General features: G+C 35.1%; 19 protein-coding genes and 1 pseudogene. 17 read left to right on the top strand and 3 right to left on the bottom strand.

All coding sequences use genetic code 11. The features are described 5' to 3' along the window. A partial coding sequence (locus L866_RS0103015; protein ID WP_025729034.1) for a transposase occupies positions 1 to 182 on the bottom strand: 182 nt, incomplete at its 3' end. A gap of 196 nt (positions 183 to 378) precedes the next feature. Here L866_RS0103015 and L866_RS09625 point away from each other — a divergent pair. The 6 genes and pseudogenes from L866_RS09625 (at position 379) to rplT (ending at position 2,555) form a co-directional block, all read left to right on the top strand. Continuing rightward, positions 379 to 606 (top strand): N-6 DNA methylase, encoded by a 228-nt coding sequence (locus L866_RS09625; RefSeq protein ID WP_245578430.1) that lies wholly within the window; start codon positions 379 to 381, stop codon positions 604 to 606. Next, a pseudogene (locus tag L866_RS09855) lies at positions 603 to 928 on the top strand (N-6 DNA methylase). The gene L866_RS09625 and the pseudogene L866_RS09855 overlap by 4 nt, the downstream one beginning before the upstream one ends. Positions 929 to 1,007: 79 nt before the next feature. Then, positions 1,008 to 1,145 carry a hypothetical protein gene (locus L866_RS09450; RefSeq protein ID WP_169729068.1) on the top strand — a complete coding sequence of 46 codons (138 nt, stop codon included), beginning with the start codon at positions 1,008 to 1,010 and terminating at the stop codon, positions 1,143 to 1,145. Between the two features lie 260 nt (positions 1,146 to 1,405). Next, positions 1,406 to 1,924, top strand: a complete 519-nt coding sequence (gene infC, locus L866_RS0103010) for a translation initiation factor IF-3 (protein WP_025729032.1) — start codon at positions 1,406 to 1,408, stop codon at positions 1,922 to 1,924. Positions 1,925 to 1,941: 17 nt separating this feature from the next. Then, positions 1,942 to 2,142: a 50S ribosomal protein L35 gene (gene rpmI, locus L866_RS0103005; RefSeq protein ID WP_025729030.1), complete on the top strand. Its 201-nt coding sequence runs from the start codon at positions 1,942 to 1,944 to the stop codon at positions 2,140 to 2,142. A gap of 53 nt (positions 2,143 to 2,195) precedes the next feature. After that, complete coding sequence (rplT, locus tag L866_RS0103000; RefSeq protein WP_025729028.1) at positions 2,196 to 2,555, top strand: 50S ribosomal protein L20; 360 nt, start codon at positions 2,196 to 2,198, stop codon at positions 2,553 to 2,555. A gap of 101 nt (positions 2,556 to 2,656) precedes the next feature. On the opposite strand, the gene L866_RS0102995 is transcribed toward rplT, so the two are convergent. After that, the gene (locus tag L866_RS0102995; RefSeq protein ID WP_025729026.1) at positions 2,657 to 4,837 is read right to left on the bottom strand and encodes a Tex family protein; all 2,181 of its coding nucleotides are present in this window, start codon (positions 4,835 to 4,837) and stop codon (positions 2,657 to 2,659) included. A 252-nt stretch (positions 4,838 to 5,089) separates the two neighbouring features. On the opposite strand from L866_RS0102995, the gene L866_RS0102990 reads away from it, so the two are divergent. The 7 genes from L866_RS0102990 (at position 5,090) to L866_RS0102960 (ending at position 15,453) form a co-directional block, all read left to right on the top strand. Further along, a complete protein-coding gene (locus L866_RS0102990) occupies positions 5,090 to 6,547 on the top strand; it encodes an NCS2 family permease (RefSeq protein ID WP_025729024.1) in 1,458 nt (485 codons plus the stop codon). Positions 6,548 to 6,750: 203 nt separating this feature from the next. Continuing rightward, positions 6,751 to 9,447 carry a cation-translocating P-type ATPase gene (locus tag L866_RS0102985; RefSeq protein ID WP_025729022.1) on the top strand — a complete coding sequence of 899 codons (2,697 nt, stop codon included), beginning with the start codon at positions 6,751 to 6,753 and terminating at the stop codon, positions 9,445 to 9,447. 172 nt (positions 9,448 to 9,619) lie between these two features. Further along, entirely contained in the window at positions 9,620 to 10,396 is a 777-nt protein-coding gene (locus tag L866_RS0102980; protein ID WP_025729020.1) for a formate/nitrite transporter family protein, read from the top strand. Between the two features lie 146 nt (positions 10,397 to 10,542). Beyond that, the gene (locus L866_RS0102975) at positions 10,543 to 11,937 is read left to right on the top strand and encodes a sugar transferase (RefSeq protein WP_025729018.1); all 1,395 of its coding nucleotides are present in this window, start codon (positions 10,543 to 10,545) and stop codon (positions 11,935 to 11,937) included. 127 nt (positions 11,938 to 12,064) lie between these two features. Further along, positions 12,065 to 13,543, top strand: a complete 1,479-nt coding sequence (locus L866_RS0102970; RefSeq protein WP_025729016.1) for a nicotinate phosphoribosyltransferase — start codon at positions 12,065 to 12,067, stop codon at positions 13,541 to 13,543. 19 nt (positions 13,544 to 13,562) lie between these two features. Next, positions 13,563 to 14,399 (top strand): ammonia-dependent NAD(+) synthetase, encoded by an 837-nt coding sequence (nadE, locus tag L866_RS0102965; RefSeq protein WP_025729014.1) that lies wholly within the window; start codon positions 13,563 to 13,565, stop codon positions 14,397 to 14,399. Positions 14,400 to 14,424: 25 nt separating this feature from the next. Continuing rightward, positions 14,425 to 15,453, top strand: a complete 1,029-nt coding sequence (locus L866_RS0102960; RefSeq protein WP_025729012.1) for a glycosyltransferase family 4 protein — start codon at positions 14,425 to 14,427, stop codon at positions 15,451 to 15,453. 47 nt (positions 15,454 to 15,500) lie between these two features. On the opposite strand, the gene L866_RS0102955 is transcribed toward L866_RS0102960, so the two are convergent. Beyond that, on the bottom strand, positions 15,501 to 16,373 hold the full coding sequence (locus L866_RS0102955; protein WP_025729010.1) for a DegV family protein: 873 nt from the start codon (positions 16,371 to 16,373) through the stop codon (positions 15,501 to 15,503). Between the two features lie 219 nt (positions 16,374 to 16,592). Here L866_RS0102955 and L866_RS0102950 point away from each other — a divergent pair, with 219 nt between their 5' ends. The 4 genes from L866_RS0102950 (at position 16,593) to hpf (ending at position 20,138) form a co-directional block, all read left to right on the top strand. Further along, positions 16,593 to 17,225: a YigZ family protein gene (locus L866_RS0102950; protein ID WP_025729007.1), complete on the top strand. Its 633-nt coding sequence runs from the start codon at positions 16,593 to 16,595 to the stop codon at positions 17,223 to 17,225. A gap of 82 nt (positions 17,226 to 17,307) precedes the next feature. Continuing rightward, positions 17,308 to 18,693, top strand: a complete 1,386-nt coding sequence (locus L866_RS0102945) for an ATP-dependent helicase ComFA (RefSeq protein ID WP_025729005.1) — start codon at positions 17,308 to 17,310, stop codon at positions 18,691 to 18,693. 11 nt (positions 18,694 to 18,704) lie between these two features. Further along, a complete protein-coding gene (locus tag L866_RS0102940; RefSeq protein ID WP_169729067.1) occupies positions 18,705 to 19,421 on the top strand; it encodes a ComF family protein in 717 nt (238 codons plus the stop codon). Between the two features lie 165 nt (positions 19,422 to 19,586). After that, positions 19,587 to 20,138, top strand: coding sequence for a ribosome hibernation-promoting factor, HPF/YfiA family (gene hpf, locus L866_RS0102935; protein WP_025729001.1), 552 nt, complete (start codon positions 19,587 to 19,589; stop codon positions 20,136 to 20,138). Positions 20,139 to 20,312: the final 174 nt, after the last annotated feature.

Here is a 20,312-nt window from a genome sequence, read left to right as displayed (position 1 = left end):
CTTTGACTCTGACGACTTTCGGATCGTTCATAGTCATCAGCCTGGATATATTCTGTTCGCTGATTTTCCATCAACTGGTTGAACACTGTTGTCAAAATGTTTTTAGACACATCATCTTTTACCGAATGTTCAATAATGCTTTGAACCTCTTCGCTATTCAGTGTAAAATGTACTTGGGTCATATAAAGTCCTCCTAGGTATGTTTTGTGGTAAAAACATTGTACCGTAAAAGGAGCTTTATATGACCTTTTATCTTTTACACAATTATATGGACTTTATCAAATTTTCGATTAAATATATAACAAATTATTTTATTCAGGGTGATTTTATCTACGACTATTGATACTACCATATGATTTTTAACCTGGATCGGGTTCACTGCTTTTAACTGTTGCGAAACATTTAGACGAGCACGAGCAACGGACACTTCGTTATTACGGAAAAGAGAAAAATACCGCAACGTATATCTTAACACGCATGAACTTACTTTTACATAGTGTTCGTCCAGAAAGGATGGCAATTAAAATGACGATACACTCGCGGAAGATTGGCCGGAAAATCCAGAACGTCCGAATGAATGTGTCCAATTTGATGCAGTCGTTTTGAACCCTCCTTATTCTGTAAAAGGGTGGAATCACTATGATTTAATAGCGAGTGATCCGCGATTTCAAATCGCTGGGACGTTACCTCCTTCAAGTAAGGAAGATTATGCGTTCTTGTTACATGGTTTATTCCTCTTAGAACAGTCTGAGATAATAGCAATTATTTTACCTCACGGGGTCTTATTCCGTGAAGGAGCAGAAGGCGAGATTTGCCAGCGTCTACTCAAAAAAATCATCTTGATACCGTCATTGGTTTGCCTTCTAATCTTTTCACGAATACAGGTATCCCTGTAATCGTAAAAATAGTTTGTTTTACGGATTTATAGGGACACCGCTATTCGATAAAAAAATCGAATAGGATGATTAATGTGTCCAGTGAATTGATTGACACTACAAAAATATTATATGGACCACAATTACACGATTGACCAAGCGATTCGCGATGGCAACATTTTAGATTTTCACGTCGATTATGTTAGTACCGGTAAATTCAAAATTCATACAAGTTTGCGCGAAGAGTTAGTCGACAACCGGAATACTTAATGGAAGTTAAGATGAAATATGATTATTAAATAATAGTTTGAATCTTTCAAAAAACATTTGACATCTTATGAATTGTTTAGTAAACTGATGAAGTTGAGAATAAAAGCAGGAGCTACCCGCTTCTCGCCTATGTTGACAAATGTCCATGGGCTAGTGAATCAAATTTCAAGTACCTAGTGTACTTACTGATTGATGTACAAACAGCGGGTTCTTATGGAACCCGTTTTTTTCTGCTTTTTCTCTAAAAAATATGGAGGTGAATTGTCATAGCAAAAGATATGATGGTTAACGATGGAATTCGTGCAAGAGAGCTTCGCTTGATAGACGCAGCTGGTGAACAGTTAGGAATCAAGTCAAAACAAGAAGCGCTTGAGATTGCTGAGAAAAGTAATCTGGATGTAGTATTAGTGTCGCCGAATGCCAAACCACCTGTTGCAAGAATCATGGATTATGGAAAATATCGCTATGAGCAGCAGAAAAAAGAACGTGAACAACGTCGAAACCAAAAAGTTATCAACGTCAAAGAGATTCGTTTGAGTCCAACAATTGACGCACATGACTTTGAGACAAAAGCTCGCCAAGGACGTCGCTTTATCGAAAAAGGTGATAAAGTAAAAGTATCACTTCGCTTTAGAGGTCGTGCGATTACTCATAAAGAAATTGGTCGAGAAGTACTTGAACGGATGGCAAAAGAATTGTCAGATGTGTCCCAAGTAGAATCACACGCAAAAATGGAAGGGCGCAGCATGTTCTTAGTGCTTGCACCTAAATCGGAATAGTCTAAGGAGGAACAGTCATGCCTAAACAAAAAACTCATAAAGGTTCAGCAAAACGTTTCAAACGTACAGGAAGCGGTAAATTAAAACGTGGACGTGCGTTCCGTAGCCATTTGGCTCATTCAAAATCTACTAAACAACGTCGTCAATTACGTAAATCAGGTTTAGTATCTTCAGGAGATATGAAACGTATTAGTCAACAATTAGCTACAATGAAATAATGACGAGATCAATCGAGTAAAAATAAACTCGCTTCAAGGAGGAATTATATAATATGGCACGTGTAAAAGGTGGTACAGTAACGCGTAAACGTCGTAAACGCGTCTTAAAATTAGCAAAAGGTTACTATGGAAGTAAACATTTACTATTCAAAACAGCTAAACAACAAGTTATGAAGAGCTTTATGTATGCTTACCGTGACCGTCGTCAAAAGAAACGTAACTTCCGTAAATTATGGATTGCGCGTATCAACGCAGCAGCTCGTATGAATGGTTTAAGCTACAGCAAAATGATGCACGGATTAAAATTAGCAGAAATCGAAATGAACCGTAAAATGTTGGCAGACTTAGCTGTTCATGATGCAGAAGCATTTGCAACATTAGCAGAACAAGCTAAATCAGCTTTAGCTAAATAAGCAATTATTCTATTTTTAAAACCTTATGACTTTGGTCATAAGGTTTTTTTTATTTAAACAAAAAAAGCTAGGATTATCCTAGCTTAATTCGTGAAATAATATTAATTTTTAGTTTCTCTTTTTGGCGGTATCATCGATAATCCAATGCGTTTTTTATTGACATCTAGTTCATCCACGTAAACAGTCACAATATCACCAACGGATACGACATTCGATGGGTGATTAATAAATTGTGAGCTGAGTCTTGAAATATGAACTAAACCATCTTGTTTAACACCAATATCAACAAAGGCTCCAAAGTCGACAACGTTTCTGACAGTTCCAAGTAACTGCATACCAACGGATAGGTCACTCATCTTTAATACATCTTCTCTTAAAATTGGTTTTGGTGCATCTTCCCGTGGATCACGTCCTGGTTTTTTAAATTGTTCTAAAATATCATTTAATTCATGTGGTCCTACTTGATGTTCCTGAGCGAATTTCTCGTGGTCGAAAGAAGTTAAGGCTTCTTGTAATTCAGGCGAACCTAGTAAATCAGTTGATAAATTCAATTCTTTTAGTACCAGTTGAGCGATTTTATAACTTTCCGGGTGAATAGCAGTGTTATCAAAGGCATCTTCACCGTTTGGTATTCTTAAGAATCCCGCAGCTTGTTCAAATGTCTTTGCACCTAAACGTTTGACTTTTTTTAATTGATTGCGCTGTGTAAAGTGTCCAATTTCATTTCGGAAATCAATGATGTTTCGAGCAATTGTTTTATTCAATCCTGAAACATGTTCGAGTAGAGTTGGACTAGCAGTATTTAAATCGACTCCAACGGTATTTACGGCTTTTAATACAACAAAGTCTAGTTCATCACTCAAAGCTTTTTGGTTAACGTCATGTTGATATTGGCCAACACCGACTGCTTTAGGATCAATTTTTATAAGTTCAGCTAAAGGATCTTGTAAACGACGTGCAATTGAAACAGCTGAGCGTTCTTCTACTTCATAATCCGGAAATTCTTCTCGTGCTAATGCGCTAGCTGAATAGACTGATGCGCCAGCTTCGTTAACAATTGTATATGTAATCGTTTGGCTCATTTCTTTAATTTGGTCAGAAACGAACTGTTCGGATTCACGACTGGCTGTACCGTTACCAATGGCTACACAAGTAACGTGGTAGTCCGTTAGTAGTTGTTTGAAAATCTCTTTTGCAGCTTCTCGTCTTTCTTTATTACTTGGTTTATGTGGATAAATCACTTCTTTTCTTAACACTTTTCCAGTGGTATCAATAATGGCTAACTTACATCCTGTTCTAAAGGCCGGATCCCATCCTAATATAATTTCACCGGTCAAAGGTGGTTGTAATAAAAGGTGTGTTAAGTTTTCGCCGAATAGATGAATGGCTCCTGCTTCAGCTCGTTCCGTTAATTCTTTTCGAATTTCGCGTTCAATGGCTGGTCCAATAAAACGTTTATAGCTGTCTTGGTAAGCTGTTTTAATGGTCATTTGTGCTGCAGATTCTTTATTGGTAATTAAACGACCACTAAAGTAACGTTCTAGAGCTTCCATATCCACTTCAATGGAAACAGAAATAATTTTTTCTCGTTCTGCTCGATTGATGGCTAATGTTTGATGATCAGCGATGTTTGAAATCGGTTGAGTAAAATCATAGTACATTTCATAAGTGCTCATTTCATCTTTCGCGTTTTTACGTAATTTTGTTTGAAGAATCCCTGTTCTAAAAGTGAATTGTCGAATCCATCTTCTGAATTTTGGTTCATCGCCAATATCTTCTGCCAAGATTTCATGAACACCTTCAATAACATCCTCAGTTGTTTCAAGATCTTGTTCAGGATTAATATATGTAGCAGCGATTTCTAACAAATTAAAGTCAGTTGGTTGAGTCATAATTAATTCAGCTAGTGGTGTTAGACCTTTTTCGCGTGCAATCGTTGCTTTTGTTTGTTTCTTTTGTTTGTATGGACGATATAGATCTTCCAATTCTTGTAAGGTTTTAGCTGCTTGAATCTCTTTTTTTAATTCAGGGGTTAGTTTGTCTTGTTCTTGAATTAAGTTAAGGATACTTTTACGACGTTCTTCCAATTTAGTGAATGAATCGTAATCATCAGCAATACTTTTAATATCGACTTCATTTAAATTACCGGTTTGGTCTTTCCGATACCGGGCAATAAAAGGAACGGTGTTACCTTCTAAAATCATATCAATGGTAGCTTTTAAATGTTTAGCAGAAATGTTTTTATATTTATGTTGTAACTGATTCATTATTAAATCATGCATAAGTAATATCCTTTCTCTAACAAAAAATATCTATTTTAGTTAACAACATCAAAAATAAGTGTGTTAACAATCCTTTTTATCATAACCTTTTCAACTAGTTTTGGCAACAAATTCCTCAATTTCCAACGAGACATAACTCGCCAAAAGCGAACGATTATAAAAATAAAACACGTTAATGTTAATAAACTGTTGATTTTGTGTCAGGTTTTTGTATAATTATAACTATCATTAAATAAAAAAGGAGATATTATGATTTCAAATTTTTTCAAATTAAACGAGAATCAAACAACCGTTCATCGTGAGGTTATTGCGGGGTTGACTACTTTCTTCGCTATGTCGTACATTATATTCGTTAATCCTGCTATTTTAGGGACGACAGGGATGCCCACACAAGCTGTATTTTTAGCAACAATCATTTCCAGCGTAGTGAGTACGTTAATTATGGGAATTTATGCGAATATTCCTTACGCTTTGGCCCCAGGTATGGGATTAAATGCATTTTTCGCTTTCACTGTTTGTTTTTCATTAGGATTCAAATGGCAAGAAGCTCTTGCGATGGTATTCTTATGTGGTCTATTTAATATTTTTATAACAGTAACTAAAATTCGTAAAATGTTAATTGAAGGTATTCCATTAAGTATTCAACATGCGCTTGGTGGAGGGATTGGTGTATTCGTCGCATATATCGGATTAAAAAATGCGAATCTTCTTCATTTTCAAGCGGATGGTAGTTCGATTTTAGCCATTAATGGAAGTGCTTATGATCCAACACAAACCGTTGAAGGTGTTCAAGCGGTTAGCATGGGTGGCGGTATTATTCCAAGCATCGCTATGTTTAACTCAACAGGTGTTATATTGGCTCTAATTGGTTTATTAGTAACAATTATATTAGTTCTGAAAAAAGTAACAGGTGGCATTTTAATTGGAATTATCATTACAACGTTAGCGGGTATTCCTCTAGGTGTAGTGGACGTTTCAGCGGTTAATTGGTCGGCTAATTCATTGGGCAGTGCTTTTAGTGAATTAGGGACTACATTTATGGCAGCGTTTGGTTCAGAAGGTTTTGGTCATTTATTCAGTGATATCAACCGTATTCCTTTAGTTTTATTGACCATCTTTGCTTTTAGTTTGACTGATACGTTTGATACGATTGGAACATTCATTGGGACAGGTCGTCGCACAGGGATTTTTACTGAAGAAGATGAGGAAGCTGTTCATGATGCAACTGGTTTATCAACAAAAATGGAACGCGGACTTTTCGCAGATGCGATTGGTACGACGTTAGGCGCATTAATTGGATCAAGTAACATTACTACATTTGTTGAATCATCTGCCGGTATTGCTGCTGGAGGACGTACAGGGTTAACTAGTGTGGTAACTGCGGGTGCGTTTATAGTGAGTGCTATTTTTGCTCCAGTCATTGGTATTGTTCCTGCTGAAGCAACTGCTCCAGCTTTAGTAGTTGTTGGAATTATGATGATGAGTTCGTTTAAAGATATTGATTGGTATGATTTTGAAGAAGCGGTTCCTGCCTTCTTTGCTTCAATCTTTATGGGATTGTGTTACTCTATTTCATACGGTATAGCAGCAGGTTTCTTCTTCTACTGCTTAACTAAAGTCATTAATGGTAAGGCACGTGAAGTTCATCCAATCGTTTGGATTACAACGATTTTATTCTTAATCAACTTTATAGTATTGGCAATTATCTAATCAATCATGTACAATAAATATATAGGTACATAAGGGAGTAACTGGCAGATTGAATGCGATAGTGTCAACAACGTTAAGTAGTGAAAACTACTGGTGCTATCTTAATTAGTGAGACTTATGCATAAAGGCTATTTGCCGATATGTATAAGTCTTTTTAATTAATTAAGATGTCAGTGGAACTGTACGAAATAGGGGAGGTATATATGAAAGAAAAAGAAGTTATGCAAGAAGTAGCAAAAGAAGAAAGACTTGCGTATCACACGATGCCAGAAGATGATGTATTATCTAAATTAAATACATCAATGGAAGGTTTGAGTGAACGTGAAGTCGGAACACGTCGTGATATTCATGGTGAAAACGTACTAGAAGCCAAAAAACAAAAAACGACGTTACAGAAGTTTTTAAATCAGTTTAAAGACTTTATGATTATTATTTTGCTAATCGCAGCAGGTGTATCCGCTGTGTTAGGTGAAGTGACTGACGGAATTATTATTCTACTCGTTGTTTTATTAAATGCTTTATTGGGTGTCTTTCAAGAAAACAAAGCAGAAGAGGCAATTAATGCGCTGAAAAAAATGGCCTCACCCATGGCGAAGGTTAAACGTGATGGTCATACACTTGAAGTAAAAAGTGAGGAAATTGTGCCAGGCGATATCATTTTGCTAGAAGCGGGAGATATTGTACCAGCCGATGTTCGTTTGATTGAATCAAATTCTTTAAAAGTGGAAGAAGCGGCGTTAACTGGTGAATCGGTTCCGGTTGAAAAACACGTTGGAACGTTGGAAGATGGCAATGTTAGTATTGGCGATCGGACGAATATGTTATATTCTTCAACAAGTATTACATACGGACGTGCTGTCGGGGTAGTAACAGAAACCGGTATGAACACCGAAGTCGGTAAAATTGCGAACCTCTTAAATACGACGGAAGAAAAGAAAACGCCGTTGCAAGAAAATCAAGATGCATTAGGCCGTTGGTTAACGATTGCTATTATTATCATTGCTGCAATTATTTTTGTTATTGGATTTATTAAAGAGGGCGATTTACTACGTATGCTCTTGACTGCTATTTCAATTGCAGTAGCTGCTATTCCGGAAGGGTTACCTGCTATTACGACAATTATTTTAGCTTTAGGTACTCAAAAAATGGCAAAACGTCATGCGCTTGTTCGTAAGTTACCAGCAGTGGAAACACTTGGTGGAACAGAAGTAATTTGTTCAGATAAAACAGGTACATTAACATTAAACCAAATGACTGTTGAAAAAATTGTCTTTAATCAACAAGTTATTAATCAAGATCAAGTATCAGCTGATCAAGACTTACTATTTAAAATTATGAGTTTTGCTAATGATACGAAAATTAATCAAGCAGGTGAATTATTAGGTGATCCAACTGAAACTGCTTTAGTTCAATTTAGTTTAGATCATTCATTTGATTTGAATGAAGCATTATCTCAAGAACCACGAATGGAAGAATTACCATTTGATTCGACACGTAAGATGATGTCAACCATCCATCAAAGTGATTCAGGATATTTTATCGCTGTAAAAGGTGCGCCTGATATGTTGTTGGCACGTTGTCAATCGATTTTAATTAACGGAAAAGAACAACCACTAACTGCTGTAGATTCAACGCAATTAACCGAATTAAATCATCAATTAGCAACACAAGCTTTACGTGTATTAGCATTAGCGTATAAACGTGTGGATCAATTGCCAAGTGATTTAACATCAGAAACAATTGAAGAAGATTTAGTATTTGCAGGATTAGTTGGTATGATTGATCCGGAACGTGAAGAAGCAAAAGATGCGATTCGAGTGGCAAAAGATGCAGGTATTCGAACAGTAATGATTACTGGAGACCATAAGGATACAGCAACTGCTATTGCTCAACGTTTAGGAATTTTAGAGCCTCATCAAACATCTGGTGTGATGACAGGTGCTGAGCTCGATCATATGTCAGATGAACAGTTAGAGAAGCAAGTGCAAGACTACTCAGTGTATGCACGTGTATCACCTGAACATAAGGTAAGAATTGTAAAAGCATGGCAAGCCAATAATAAAGTGGTTGCGATGACAGGTGATGGTGTAAATGATGCACCAAGTTTAAAAACAGCAGATATTGGAATTGGTATGGGAATTACTGGGACAGAAGTTTCAAAAGGTGCTTCTGACATGGTATTGGCTGATGATAACTTCCAAACAATTGTTGTTGCAGTTGAAGAAGGTCGTAAAGTGTTCTCTAACATTCAAAAAGCGGTTCAATACTTACTATCAGCTAACTTGGGTGAAGTTTTAACCATGTTTATCGCTACAATGTTAGGTTGGCAAATATTGGAACCAATTCATATTTTATGGATTAACTTAGTAACTGATGTGTTCCCAGCAATCGCCCTAGGATTAGAAGATGCAGATGATGAAATTATGCAACAACCTCCACGTGGAAAATCATCTAATTTCTTATCCAATGGGGTGTTGTTATCGATTATCTATCAAGGGATATTAGAGGGTGGATTAACGCTATACATGTATTGGTATGTAACACATATCAAGGGTGCTTCTATCCCGACTGCTGAAACAATGGCGTTTGCGACATTAGGTTTAATCCAATTATTCCATGCATTTAACGTGAAATCAGTCTTCAAATCATTATTTACAACGAAACCATTTAGCAATAAAGGATTTAATTATGCTATTTTAGTATCAGGTTTCATGTTACTCTTTGTAATTGTTGTACCTGGTGTTCAAGATTTCTTCAACTCAACGCCATTATCACTAATCGAATGGCTAGAAGTTTGGTTAACGGCTTTTGCAATTGTTCCAATTGTTGAAATAATAAAATTAGGTTTACGTCTAGGTGGCGTAGATAAAAAAGTATTAAATATGAAAAATTTTGATTAATCATTTATTGATCTAAAAGATGCAGCAATTTTCTTTTGTTGTATCTTTTTTTATGACTTATGACGAGAAACTAAAGCTAAAAGTGATAATAAGATATTGAACTTATTTCACATAAAATGTAAGATAAAACGGATGAGTAAAATAAGTCAAGATGAATAAAGGAGATATAATTATGAATGGATTATCATCAGAAGAATTAGTACAGGTCACAATTAAAAAAGGTATACACAAAGTTGAAATTTCTCAACGTGAACGGATGCCTTTAGCTTTTATGGGAGGATTGTATATTGCGCTAGGTTACTTAGCTTATATACGTGTTAATGCGATATTACCTGAAGAATGGTCAAGTTTTGGCTCGTTCCTTGGAGCAAGTGTTTTTCCAGTAGGACTGATATTATTATTGATAGCTGGCGGGGAATTATTAACAGGAAACATGATGGCAGTTGGTATGGCTATGGCTGCACGTAAAGTGTCATGGATTGATTTAGTGAAAAATTGGACAGTTGTTGCACTTTTTAATTTAATTGGCGCTATATTTGTCGCTTACTTTTTCGGTCATGTTGTCGGTTTAACAGAAGGGGCTTATTTAGCTGAGACCTTGCACGTTGCTCATGCAAAAGTAGACGCTAATTTCTTACAAGCTTTCTTCTCAGGAATCGGATGTAATATTTTAGTAGGTGTAGCAGTCTTTCTATCATACGGAAGTAAAAACTATACAGATCGCGCACTTGTTACATGGTTCCCAGTGATGACATTTGTATTAATTGGATTCCAACACGTTGTCGCTAACTTTTTTGTTATTCCAGCAGCTATTTTTGCTGGTGGCGATATTACATGGATGGATTTCTTATGGAATGTCATTCCTGTGCTACTCGGAAATGCAGTTGGTGGAGCGGTTATAATCGGCGCGTTGTATCAACAAGTATTTGATTCATCAACAGTAAAATAAATTGAAACTAATAGAATGATTATGGTGATACCAAGAATTAATCAATCAATTCCCATATATTTCATCTCTATTAGTTGGTCATTCATTATGTTAAAATAAGAGTACTTTTTAAAATAAAAACAATGAATGAGTCAGAGGAGGTATTTATGTTTGGATTAACTGAATGGGATAAATTACGTAAAGTATTTGTCGTGATTGCGGATGTTTTAATTGCTGTGTTAGCATATTTCGTTTCGTTTTATTTAAGATTTGGATTTACGATACCAGAACAAAATTTTCATGATGTTCAGTCCGCATTTTTTCTAGTGCTAATTGGATTTGTATTTATTAATATTTTGTCTGGAATCTACGTGTTTTATAATAAAACAATTGGTGATTTATTATTTATTACGCTAATCAATCAAATTTTGATGTCATTTGTTACAATGGCTTTAACATTCATGGGGCGTTGGTTTGCTTTCCCTCGTTCTGTTATTTTAGTGAATATTGTCGTTGGGACATTATTCTTATTTGTATGGCGTGTCGCTGTCTTTAAATTATACAACTACTTTACTGGCGTAAAACGAGTGATGATTGTTGGTCGTGAAGATGAAGTCTTGAATGCAATCGATAACTTTAAACGTTCTAAAAGCGGACGTCATGAAGTTACTCATGTGGTTCTAAGTGACTACGAATATCATGTCACAGCGTATTTAAATCAAGTCGATATTGTTTATTTTGCGAGTAATTTAAACGAAGAAACGCGGATTAAATTATTTGATAAGTTAATGCGTGAGGGTAAAAAAATATTTTTAAATACTGGATTCTCCAATATGGTTTATATGTCGCCTAATATTATGAGTATTGAAGATGAAAGTATGATTGAATTATCGATGTTCAGTATTCCGCCAGAAGCAGAATTAATTAAACGCTTTTTTGATATTTTAATTGCGTTAATCTTACTTGTTTTAACTGCACCAATCATGTTAATTACAGCATTATTAATTAAACAAGATTCACCGGGTGGTATTTTTTACAAACAAACTCGTATTACAAAAGGCAATAAAGAGTTTGATATTTTAAAATTCCGTTCAATGTCAGCAACTGCTGAAAAAGATTCTGGGCCCGTTCTTTCGACTTCCAACGATATGCGTGTTACCAAAATTGGTAAGTATATTCGTTCATTACGTATAGACGAATTGCCACAATTAATTAATGTGTTAAAAGGGGATATGTCGTTAGTTGGTCCACGTCCGGAACGTCCATTTTTTGTGGATCAGTTTAAGCAAGAAAATCCTTATTATTATTTAAGACATAATGTTCGTGCAGGAATTACTGGGTATGCGCAAGTTTATGGTAAATATGCATCAAATTTCAATAGTAAATTGAATTTTGACTTAATTTATATTAAAAAATATTCATTGCTATTGGACATGAAAATTATGTTGCAAACAATTAAAATTTTATTTGATAAAGTTTCTTCAAGAGGACTAGACGCAGAAACGCCACACGTTTATTCATTAGATAAACTGGGTGATGAAGGCATTCGAGTCATCTATTAATTTAGGCTAGTTGATAAGTTCGCTTATCAACTAGTTTTTTATTTTCATTAAATTGCCATAAAGTTTCAACTCTTCTTCTAATCGTGATACTATTAAATAAAAGATTGTCAAAATGAGGAGAGTAAGCATGTATTTAAATTACACAGATGATTCATTAATATTACATACTGATTTATATCAAATTAATATGATTTATGCGTATTGGAAAGATGGCATTGATCAAAAGAAAGCTGTATTTGAAGCTTATTATCGCAAAAATCCATTTGGTAGTGGCTATGCGGTCAATGCAGGGTTAGAGCGAATTGTTCGATTTTTAGAAGATTTACACTTTTCAGAAAGTGATTTAGCTTATTTATCGAATACTCAAGATTACGAAGAAGCTTTCATTGACTATTTACGTGAATTTCGTTTTAAAGGAAATGTCCGTGCAGTATTAGAAGGGGATTTGGTGTTTGCCAATGAACCATTAATTCAAGTAGAAGGGTCACTAGCTGAATGTCAGTTAATTGAAACACCATTATTAAATATTTTAAATTTCCATGTTTTAATTGCAACGAAAGCTAGTCGAATTCGTTCAGTAGCAGGAAACGATAGTGTGATGGAGTTTGGTTCTAGACGTGCTCAAGAGATGGATGCTGCTATTTGGGGAACACGTGCGGCTTATATTGCTGGTTTTGATGCAACAAGTAACGTACGTGCAGGAAAAAAATTTGGAATCCCGGTTGCCGGTACACATGCTCATTCATTGGTTCAAGCCTATCGCGACGATTACCGCGCTTTTATGAGTTACGCAAAAGCCCATAAAGATTGTGTTTTTTTAGTAGATACATATGATACGCTAGCATCAGGTGTTCCAAATGCTATTCGTGTGGCGAATGAAATGGGCGATCAAATCAACTTCTTAGGTGTTCGAATTGATAGTGGCGACATGGCTTATATGTCTAAAAAAGTTCGAGAACAGTTAGATGCTGCGGGCTATACAGAGGCCAAAATTTATGCATCTAACGATATGGATGAAGACACGATTTTAAACTTAAAGATGCAAGGTGCTAAAATTGATGTATGGGGTATTGGAACAAAACTAATTACTGCATTTGATCAACCTGCTTTAGGTGCCGTTTACAAATTAGTTTCAATTGAAAATGAGACAGGTGAAATGGAAGATACAATGAAGATTTCCTCTAACGCAGAGAAAATTTCGACACCAGGTAAGAAACAAGTATGGCGAATTACTAGAAATTGTGATGGTAAGTCTGAAGGCGATTATATTACTTTAGCAGATGAACAAGTTGACCAATTAGAAGAATTATTCATGTTCCATCCTGTATATACATATATTAACAAAACAGTTAAAGATTTCACAGCGCGTCCGCTTTTACAAGATATCTTTGTTAATGGCGAGTTAGTTTATCAATTACCAACACTAGATGAGATTAAACAGTTTAGCATGTGTCAGTTAGACCAGCTGTGGGATGAATATAAACGCATTTTAAATCCAGAACCATATCCAGTTGATTTATCACAAACGTTATATAATCAAAAAGTAGAGAAAATTGCAGCAATTCGTAAAGATGTTAAAGAGCGTTCGAAGTTGAATCGATCATAAAGATGAGGGAGGTTTTTTGATGAGAGCTAAACAATTAGAAATTATTCGTGCTTTAAATGTCAAACCGACAATTGAACCGACCGACGAAATTCGACAAATCATTCAATTTTTAAAAGATTATTTAAAGGCACATTCTTTTTTAAAAACATTTGTATTAGGTATTAGTGGAGGTCAAGATTCTACTTTATTAGGTCGATTATTGCAATTAACAATGGAAGAGATGCGGGATGAATCTGGGGATTCGAGTTATCAATTTATAGCAGTTCGTTTACCTTATGGTGTACAAAATGATGAAGCAGATGCACAGTTAGCTTTAAATTTTATTCAGCCGGATCAAGTGATGACCGTTAATATTAAAGCGGGTGTGGATGCTATTGTGGATTCACTTATTCCAATGAAGAAAACAATCAGTGATTTTAATAAAGGAAATATTAAAGCGAGGATACGTATGGTGACGCAGTATGCTATCGCCGGGGAACATCAAGGTATTGTTGTAGGGAGTGATCACGCTGCAGAGGCTGTGACTGGTTTTTACACAAAATTTGGTGATGGTGCTGCAGATATTGTGCCATTATGGGGATTAAATAAGCGTCAAGGTCGTCAACTTCTTCAAGTGTTAGGCGCAGATCCACGTTTGTATGAAAAGATACCGACAGCTGACTTAGAAGAAAATCGCCCATTGTTAGCCGATGAAGAGGCACTTGGCGTTTCCTATTCATTGATTGATGATTATTTAGAAGGGCGCATTGTACCAGAACAAGCTGCTCAAACGATCGAAAATTGGTACAATAAAACAGAGCATAAAAGACATTTGCCAATTAATCGTTATGATAGCTTTTGGCAATCTAATTCATGATTGAATCGCTAAAGAGGTGAAGGATATGATCTATATTCGTGCGCTCTGCTCAATGATATTTTGTATCATCGTCAGTTATACATTAACAAAATTACTGCATCGAAAAGGGCAGCAATGGAATTGGTTAGATCAACCACGTGAAAGGCACATTCATACACAGCCAGTTGTTACAATGGGAGGATTAGCACTTCATTTTTCTTTTTGGCTAACTTTTTTCTTGTTTTTTAAGGAGCAGTTTTCCTATTTTACGAGTGTTTTAATTGCCTCTTCTGTTTTAGTGGGTGTGGGAGTACTGGATGACCTGTACGAGTTGAGCCCGTTGAAAAAATCAATCGGGATTATTTTAGCTAGTTTAATTGTTGTTATGGGCTCAGAGTTAACAATCCATTCCATTCATATTACTCGCTTTTTTGATTTACCTCTCCCGCCTCTTATCGGTTCATTAGCGGTCTTAGTGTGGTTATTTGTAATGAGTAATGCAATGAACTTAATGGACGGTTTGGATGGTTTAGCGAGTGGAGTAAGTCTCATTGCATTAACAACAATGGGGATTATCTTTTATCTTTTTATTGAGCCGACCCCTATTCCGCAATTAGTCATAGTTATGCTTTTATTTGCTAGTGTTGTTGGATTTATTCCAATGAACTGGCACCCAGCAAAAATTTATTTAGGCGACACAGGTGCATTATGGTTAGGCTTTATGTTAGCAATTGTTTCGTTAATAGGAATTAAAAACACAGCATTTTTATCCTTAATATTACCTGTTTCAATATTAGCATTGCCTTTATCCGATTTGTTATTTGTGATGATGGCTCGATTTATAAAGGTAAAACCTCTTTTTAAAGGAGATCGACGACATTTACATCATCGTTTATTAAAAAGTGGATATTCCCATCGTCAATCGGTGTACTTAATTTATACGTTAAGTGGTATTTTTTCTTTAGCTTCGCTTGCGAGTGAATTATCTGAAAATATGAGTATTTTATTCATTGCAGGTGGAATTTTATTAGGGGCTTGGCTATTGAGTATCACTAATACGTCTCAAAACAAATAAAAGATAGGAATTGCGTATGCAATTCCTATCTTTTTTGCTAGTCCATGTTAATATGACGAAAGTGTCACGTCGGCCGGTAATTTGACCCACGTCACACCTAATGCCCCAGGTCCAAGGTGTGTGCCAATAACTGGCCCAATGGTTCCTTCAGAAATAGTTAAGCCGTTGAATTTTTCTTCAAATTTTAATCGTAAAGTTTGTGCTTCTTTTTCTCGTTCAAAATGAACAATAGTCATTGCGTAGGAAGCACTTGAATCATAATCAGCTTCAAATAATTCGACTAAACGTTTAAATACTTTATTTTCGGTCCTTATTTTTTCTTTTAAAATAATCTCACCGGTGTCGAATTTTAAAAGGGGTTTAATTTTTAAAGCATTGCCGACCATAGCAGCACTTTTTGAAAGACGTCCACCGCGTGAAAGGTTAGTGAGATCATCTACCATTAAATAAACTTGTGTGTCATCTGCAAAAGCTTGAGCGCGTGATGCAATTTCTTCAGCTGGTAGTTGTTGTTGAATTAATTCATTAACATATTGAACTACTCGGCCTTGTCCAGCACAGGAACTTTTTGAGTCGATTGGATAAATTTTTAGTGGTCCTTCGTATTGTTGACTTAAGGTTTGAACGGATTGAAATGTTCCACTAATTTTACTTGATAAATGAACAGAAATAACTGCTTCAAACCCAGCTTGTTCTAATTTTTCAAAGGTGGTTAAAAATTCACCAGGAGAAGGTTGAGAGCTCGTTGGGAAATTAGGATTTGTATTCAACATTTGATAAAATTGAGCGTGATCTAATTCTGTTTCTTTAAAAACTTCTTGACCAAATAATACTGATAGGGAGACAACGTGGACTTGCCAATTATCAATTTGTTGTTTTGTTAAATAAGCGGTACTATCAGTTAATAATGCAATTTTCATGATGTATTCTCCAAATCTATAATTGAATCGTTTATCTTTGTTAAATTTTATATTAGATTAACAAAGAGAAAAAATAGTAACTTGCAAATTTATATACAATATATCAAAATGATAGTATAGAAAAAAAGAATTGTCAAAAAAAGATGTATGATATTTTTTTAATAAAAAATAAAAGAAAGCATCATTATTTATAAAAAGTTGAAAAGGAGGAATTTAAAAATGAGTAATTTATCGATTCAAGATTGTCATACGTCTGAAATAGAAATAAAAGGATCGCGTTTTATTTGTCATTTATTTCCAATTGAAACGGAAGACGATGCATTGGAATATTTAAGCATGATTCGAAAAGAACACGCAAAGGCCACACATAATTGTTATGCCTATTTATTAGGTCCAGATGATTTGGTTCAGCGTATGTCAGATGATGGAGAGCCTAGTCAAACAGCTGGTGTACCGATGCTTGAAGTACTAAAAAAACAAGAATTACATGATGTCTTAGCAATAGTGACTCGATATTTTGGTGGGGTAAAATTAGGTGCCGGTGGTTTAATTCGGGCATATACAGAAGCAGTTGCTCATGCGTTAGATGAATCAATCATTGTCGATCGAGTGGTTCATCAGTTTTTTAAAGTAACATTTGATTATAAAACAATTGATTCCTTCGATTATTTCTTAAATCAGCAGCAAATTGATGTATCTGATCGAAATTATTTAGAACAAGTGACTTATGAATTGCACGTGCCTGTTGAAGCTTATCAGCATTGTCACGATGAATTGATTAATTTTTTTCAAAATAATGTAGAAATAGAAATGACTAAAAAAGAAGTCATGCCAACACCAATCAAAGATTAACGAAAAAGAATGTCTGCATACATTCTTTTTTTTTGCCCCTTTTTGATAAAGAAGGCATCTCTTATATATGAGGAGGGACAAAATGAGTAAGGAGGCATCACTTTTTGAACAACAATTGATTGGACGACAACTAGCACTTAAAGAATTAGACGATACAATACCACAGCATGTTGACGAAAAAGAATTAATAGAAATAATAGAAACAATACCTGCATTAAATGATTCACACTGTCAACGCTGTGGTTCTCCAAGTAATCAATGGATTGTCAAACCATGTTTCGCATGTGATACAACATGTTATTACTGTGTTTCGTGTCTTAATTTTTCTCGGTTATCATCTTGTACAAAGCTTTATCGCTTAACTAAAGAACGTACGCAATTTTTACTACAAGAAATGTGGCGTAATTATTTATCATTTTCATATGAATTAGCGTTTGAATTATCCTCTGAACAGCAACGCGTGTCGAGTGATATAGAACAGGCTATTGTTGAAAAAAAAGAACTACTTGTATGGGCTGTAACAGGTGCCGGTAAAACAGAAATGACTTTTAAAGGGATTCAAACGGCACTAAATCAACATCAAATGGTCTGTTATGCGGCGCCACGTGTCGATGTCACAATTGATTTAAAGCCTCGTTATGAAGCGGCCTTTCATCCATTAACGATTCCTATTTTTTATGGCAATAGTGAAGAAAAAAGTGGGATTGCACCATTAATGATGATGACTACCCATCAATTACTCCGATTTTATCATTTATTTGATGTCATCATAATCGATGAAGGAGATGCGTTCCCATCTGTTAATAACAGTATGTTACAACATGCTGTTCAACAAGCGTTAAGACCAGATGGTGTTATTATTTGGTTAACAGCGACTCCTCCACAATCATTGATGAAACGAGTGGAGCAAGGACAGTGTCAACTAAGTATTTTACCTGCACGATATCATGGGCATCCTTTAGTGGTACCTACATTTAAGTGGGTAGGTAATTGGGCTAAAATGCTCGATAAAAAAAGTTGTCCTCTCGCACTTAAACTACTAATCAAACGATATTTAGAACGCAACATTCCATTTTTAATTTACCTCCCACACATTGAACGAATGCTTCAACTTGAAGAAATTTTAAAAAGAGAATTTAAAACGAATCATTTTACAAGTGTCTCTTCCAAAGATGAGCTACGACAAGAAAAAGTACAAAGAATGCGAGAGGGCGAATGGGATTTTTTATTGACCACTACAATTTTAGAACGTGGAGTGACCTTTAAAGGAATTAATGTCATTATTTTAGGAAGTGAGCATCATACTTTTTCAAGTGAAATTTTAATTCAAATTGCTGGACGAGTAGGTCGCAGTGTCGATCAACCAACCGGTGAAGTTATTTTCTTGCATCACGGTCAGTCACAAGCAATGAAAATAGCAAGAAAACAAATTAAACATCTAAATCAGTTAGCTAAAAAGCAAAAATAATGAGGTGTGACATGACTTGTTTATTATGTAATGAAACGATTGAGTGTTTTTTTCAGTGGCAGCACTGGTTTTCGTTTAAACAAATTGAATATCCAATGTTATGCCATACTTGCGAACAACAACTAAAGCTATGTTATTGGACTGAAACAGGCTGTGAATATTGTAATCGATCAGTTGAAGAGGGGACTACTTGTTGTACCGACTGTTTGTACTGGCAAAAAATAGATGCAACATATCCGCTTAAAGTTCATGCAATATTTCATTATCGAAGTGTTGTTGAACAATTAATTCGTCAGTTTAAAACAGTAGGTGATATACGTGCTGCTAAATTATTTGAACAACCGTTAAGAAATATGATCCATAAATGCCAAAAAAAGGATCAAATGATTATTCCAATTGTTAGTCATCCAGAACGGGAAAGCTGGCGAGGTTTTAACCAAGTAAAATATATTTTAGATCAAATTCAAGTGGAATATATGGATGTCTTGACTTATGATAATCGACCCATTATTAAAAAAGCGTATCAAAATCGTAAAGAGCGTATCGAAAGTAATAATCCATTTATTTTATCGGAAGAAGCAATATGCAAATTAGAAAGTCATTTAAATAATCAACATGTCTGTTTTATTGATGATGTCTACACAACAGGAACAACCCTTCATCAAGCAATGGATGTTTTAAAACAATACAATATCAAATCATTTTCAGCAATTACATTAGCTCATTAAATAAAGGCAGTCGGTTATGAATAAATGAAAGGGATTAATGAAAATTTAAAGTGAATACGTTTGCAAAAAATATCAAAACAATTTATAATATAGGTAAGGGGTAGGACATACCTAACATACCCCCCTTGACTCTAACTCGTTTAGAGATTGAAAGGAGAAATAAATATGTTTAAATATAATATGCGTGGAGAAAACATTGAGGTAACGGAAGCGATTCGTAGCTATGCAACGAAACGTTTATCCAAACTAGAGAAATACTTTACAGATGTGCCAGATGTTACGGCTCATGTAAACTTTAAAGTATATTCTGATAAAAAAGCGAAAGTGGAAGTAACCATTCCATTCTCATTTTTAGTGTTACGCGCTGAAGAAACATCTCCTGATTTATATGCAAGTATTGATTTAGTCGTTGATAAGCTTGAACGTCAAGTACGTAAATATAAAACAAGAATTAATCGTAAAGCGAGAGATCGTAATGTAGATGTTACTTTACCAGTATTTGAAGAAGTTCATGAAGAACATGAACAAGATGGTATTGAAATCGTGCGTAAAAAACGTTTTAATTTAAAACCAATGGATACAGAAGAAGCGGTAATGCAAATGAATATGCTAGGACATAGTTTCTTCGTATATGAAGATTCTGAAACAGGCGGCATCAACATTGTGTATCAACGTAAAGATAATAAATACGGTTTGATTGAAACAGATAATTTTTAAAATAAATTAAAAACCTCTGTATTCACAATTAAATATTATTAAAAATGGTGTTACTCAGCCGAGTAACGCCATTTTTAGCTTTCATTTATTAGTTAGTGATGATAAAATAGGAACGATACTATATAGTGAGACTATAAGGTAGTGTTTTTAATGAGATAGGTGTATGTTATTTAC

It is taken from the genome of Atopobacter phocae ATCC BAA-285 (assembly GCF_000526675.1).
GTDB classification, from domain to species: domain Bacteria; phylum Bacillota; class Bacilli; order Lactobacillales; family Aerococcaceae; genus Atopobacter; species Atopobacter phocae.
The sequence above is the reverse complement of the archived record's forward strand: the minus strand, read 5'-3'. Positions and strand labels throughout refer to the sequence as shown.

Excerpts from the sequence above, each read along its gene's own strand:
- L866_RS09450 (WP_169729068.1), top strand. The coding sequence starts at position 1,008 with ATGGACCACAATTACACGATTGACCAAGCGATTCGCGATGGCAACATT.
- rpmI (WP_025729030.1), top strand. The coding sequence starts at position 1,942 with ATGCCTAAACAAAAAACTCATAAAGGTTCAGCAAAACGTTTCAAACGT.
- rplT (WP_025729028.1), top strand. The coding sequence starts at position 2,196 with ATGGCACGTGTAAAAGGTGGTACAGTAACGCGTAAACGTCGTAAACGC.
- L866_RS0102995 (WP_025729026.1), bottom strand. The coding sequence starts at position 4,837 with ATGCATGATTTAATAATGAATCAGTTACAACATAAATATAAAAACATT.
- L866_RS0102985 (WP_025729022.1), top strand. The coding sequence starts at position 6,751 with ATGAAAGAAAAAGAAGTTATGCAAGAAGTAGCAAAAGAAGAAAGACTT.
- L866_RS0102980 (WP_025729020.1), top strand. The coding sequence starts at position 9,620 with ATGAATGGATTATCATCAGAAGAATTAGTACAGGTCACAATTAAAAAA.
- L866_RS0102975 (WP_025729018.1), top strand. The coding sequence starts at position 10,543 with ATGTTTGGATTAACTGAATGGGATAAATTACGTAAAGTATTTGTCGTG.
- L866_RS0102970 (WP_025729016.1), top strand. The coding sequence starts at position 12,065 with ATGTATTTAAATTACACAGATGATTCATTAATATTACATACTGATTTA.
- nadE (WP_025729014.1), top strand. The coding sequence starts at position 13,563 with ATGAGAGCTAAACAATTAGAAATTATTCGTGCTTTAAATGTCAAACCG.
- L866_RS0102960 (WP_025729012.1), top strand. The coding sequence starts at position 14,425 with ATGATCTATATTCGTGCGCTCTGCTCAATGATATTTTGTATCATCGTC.
- L866_RS0102955 (WP_025729010.1), bottom strand. The coding sequence starts at position 16,373 with ATGAAAATTGCATTATTAACTGATAGTACCGCTTATTTAACAAAACAA.
- L866_RS0102950 (WP_025729007.1), top strand. The coding sequence starts at position 16,593 with ATGAGTAATTTATCGATTCAAGATTGTCATACGTCTGAAATAGAAATA.
- L866_RS0102945 (WP_025729005.1), top strand. The coding sequence starts at position 17,308 with ATGAGTAAGGAGGCATCACTTTTTGAACAACAATTGATTGGACGACAA.
- L866_RS0102940 (WP_169729067.1), top strand. The coding sequence starts at position 18,705 with ATGACTTGTTTATTATGTAATGAAACGATTGAGTGTTTTTTTCAGTGG.
- hpf (WP_025729001.1), top strand. The coding sequence starts at position 19,587 with ATGTTTAAATATAATATGCGTGGAGAAAACATTGAGGTAACGGAAGCG.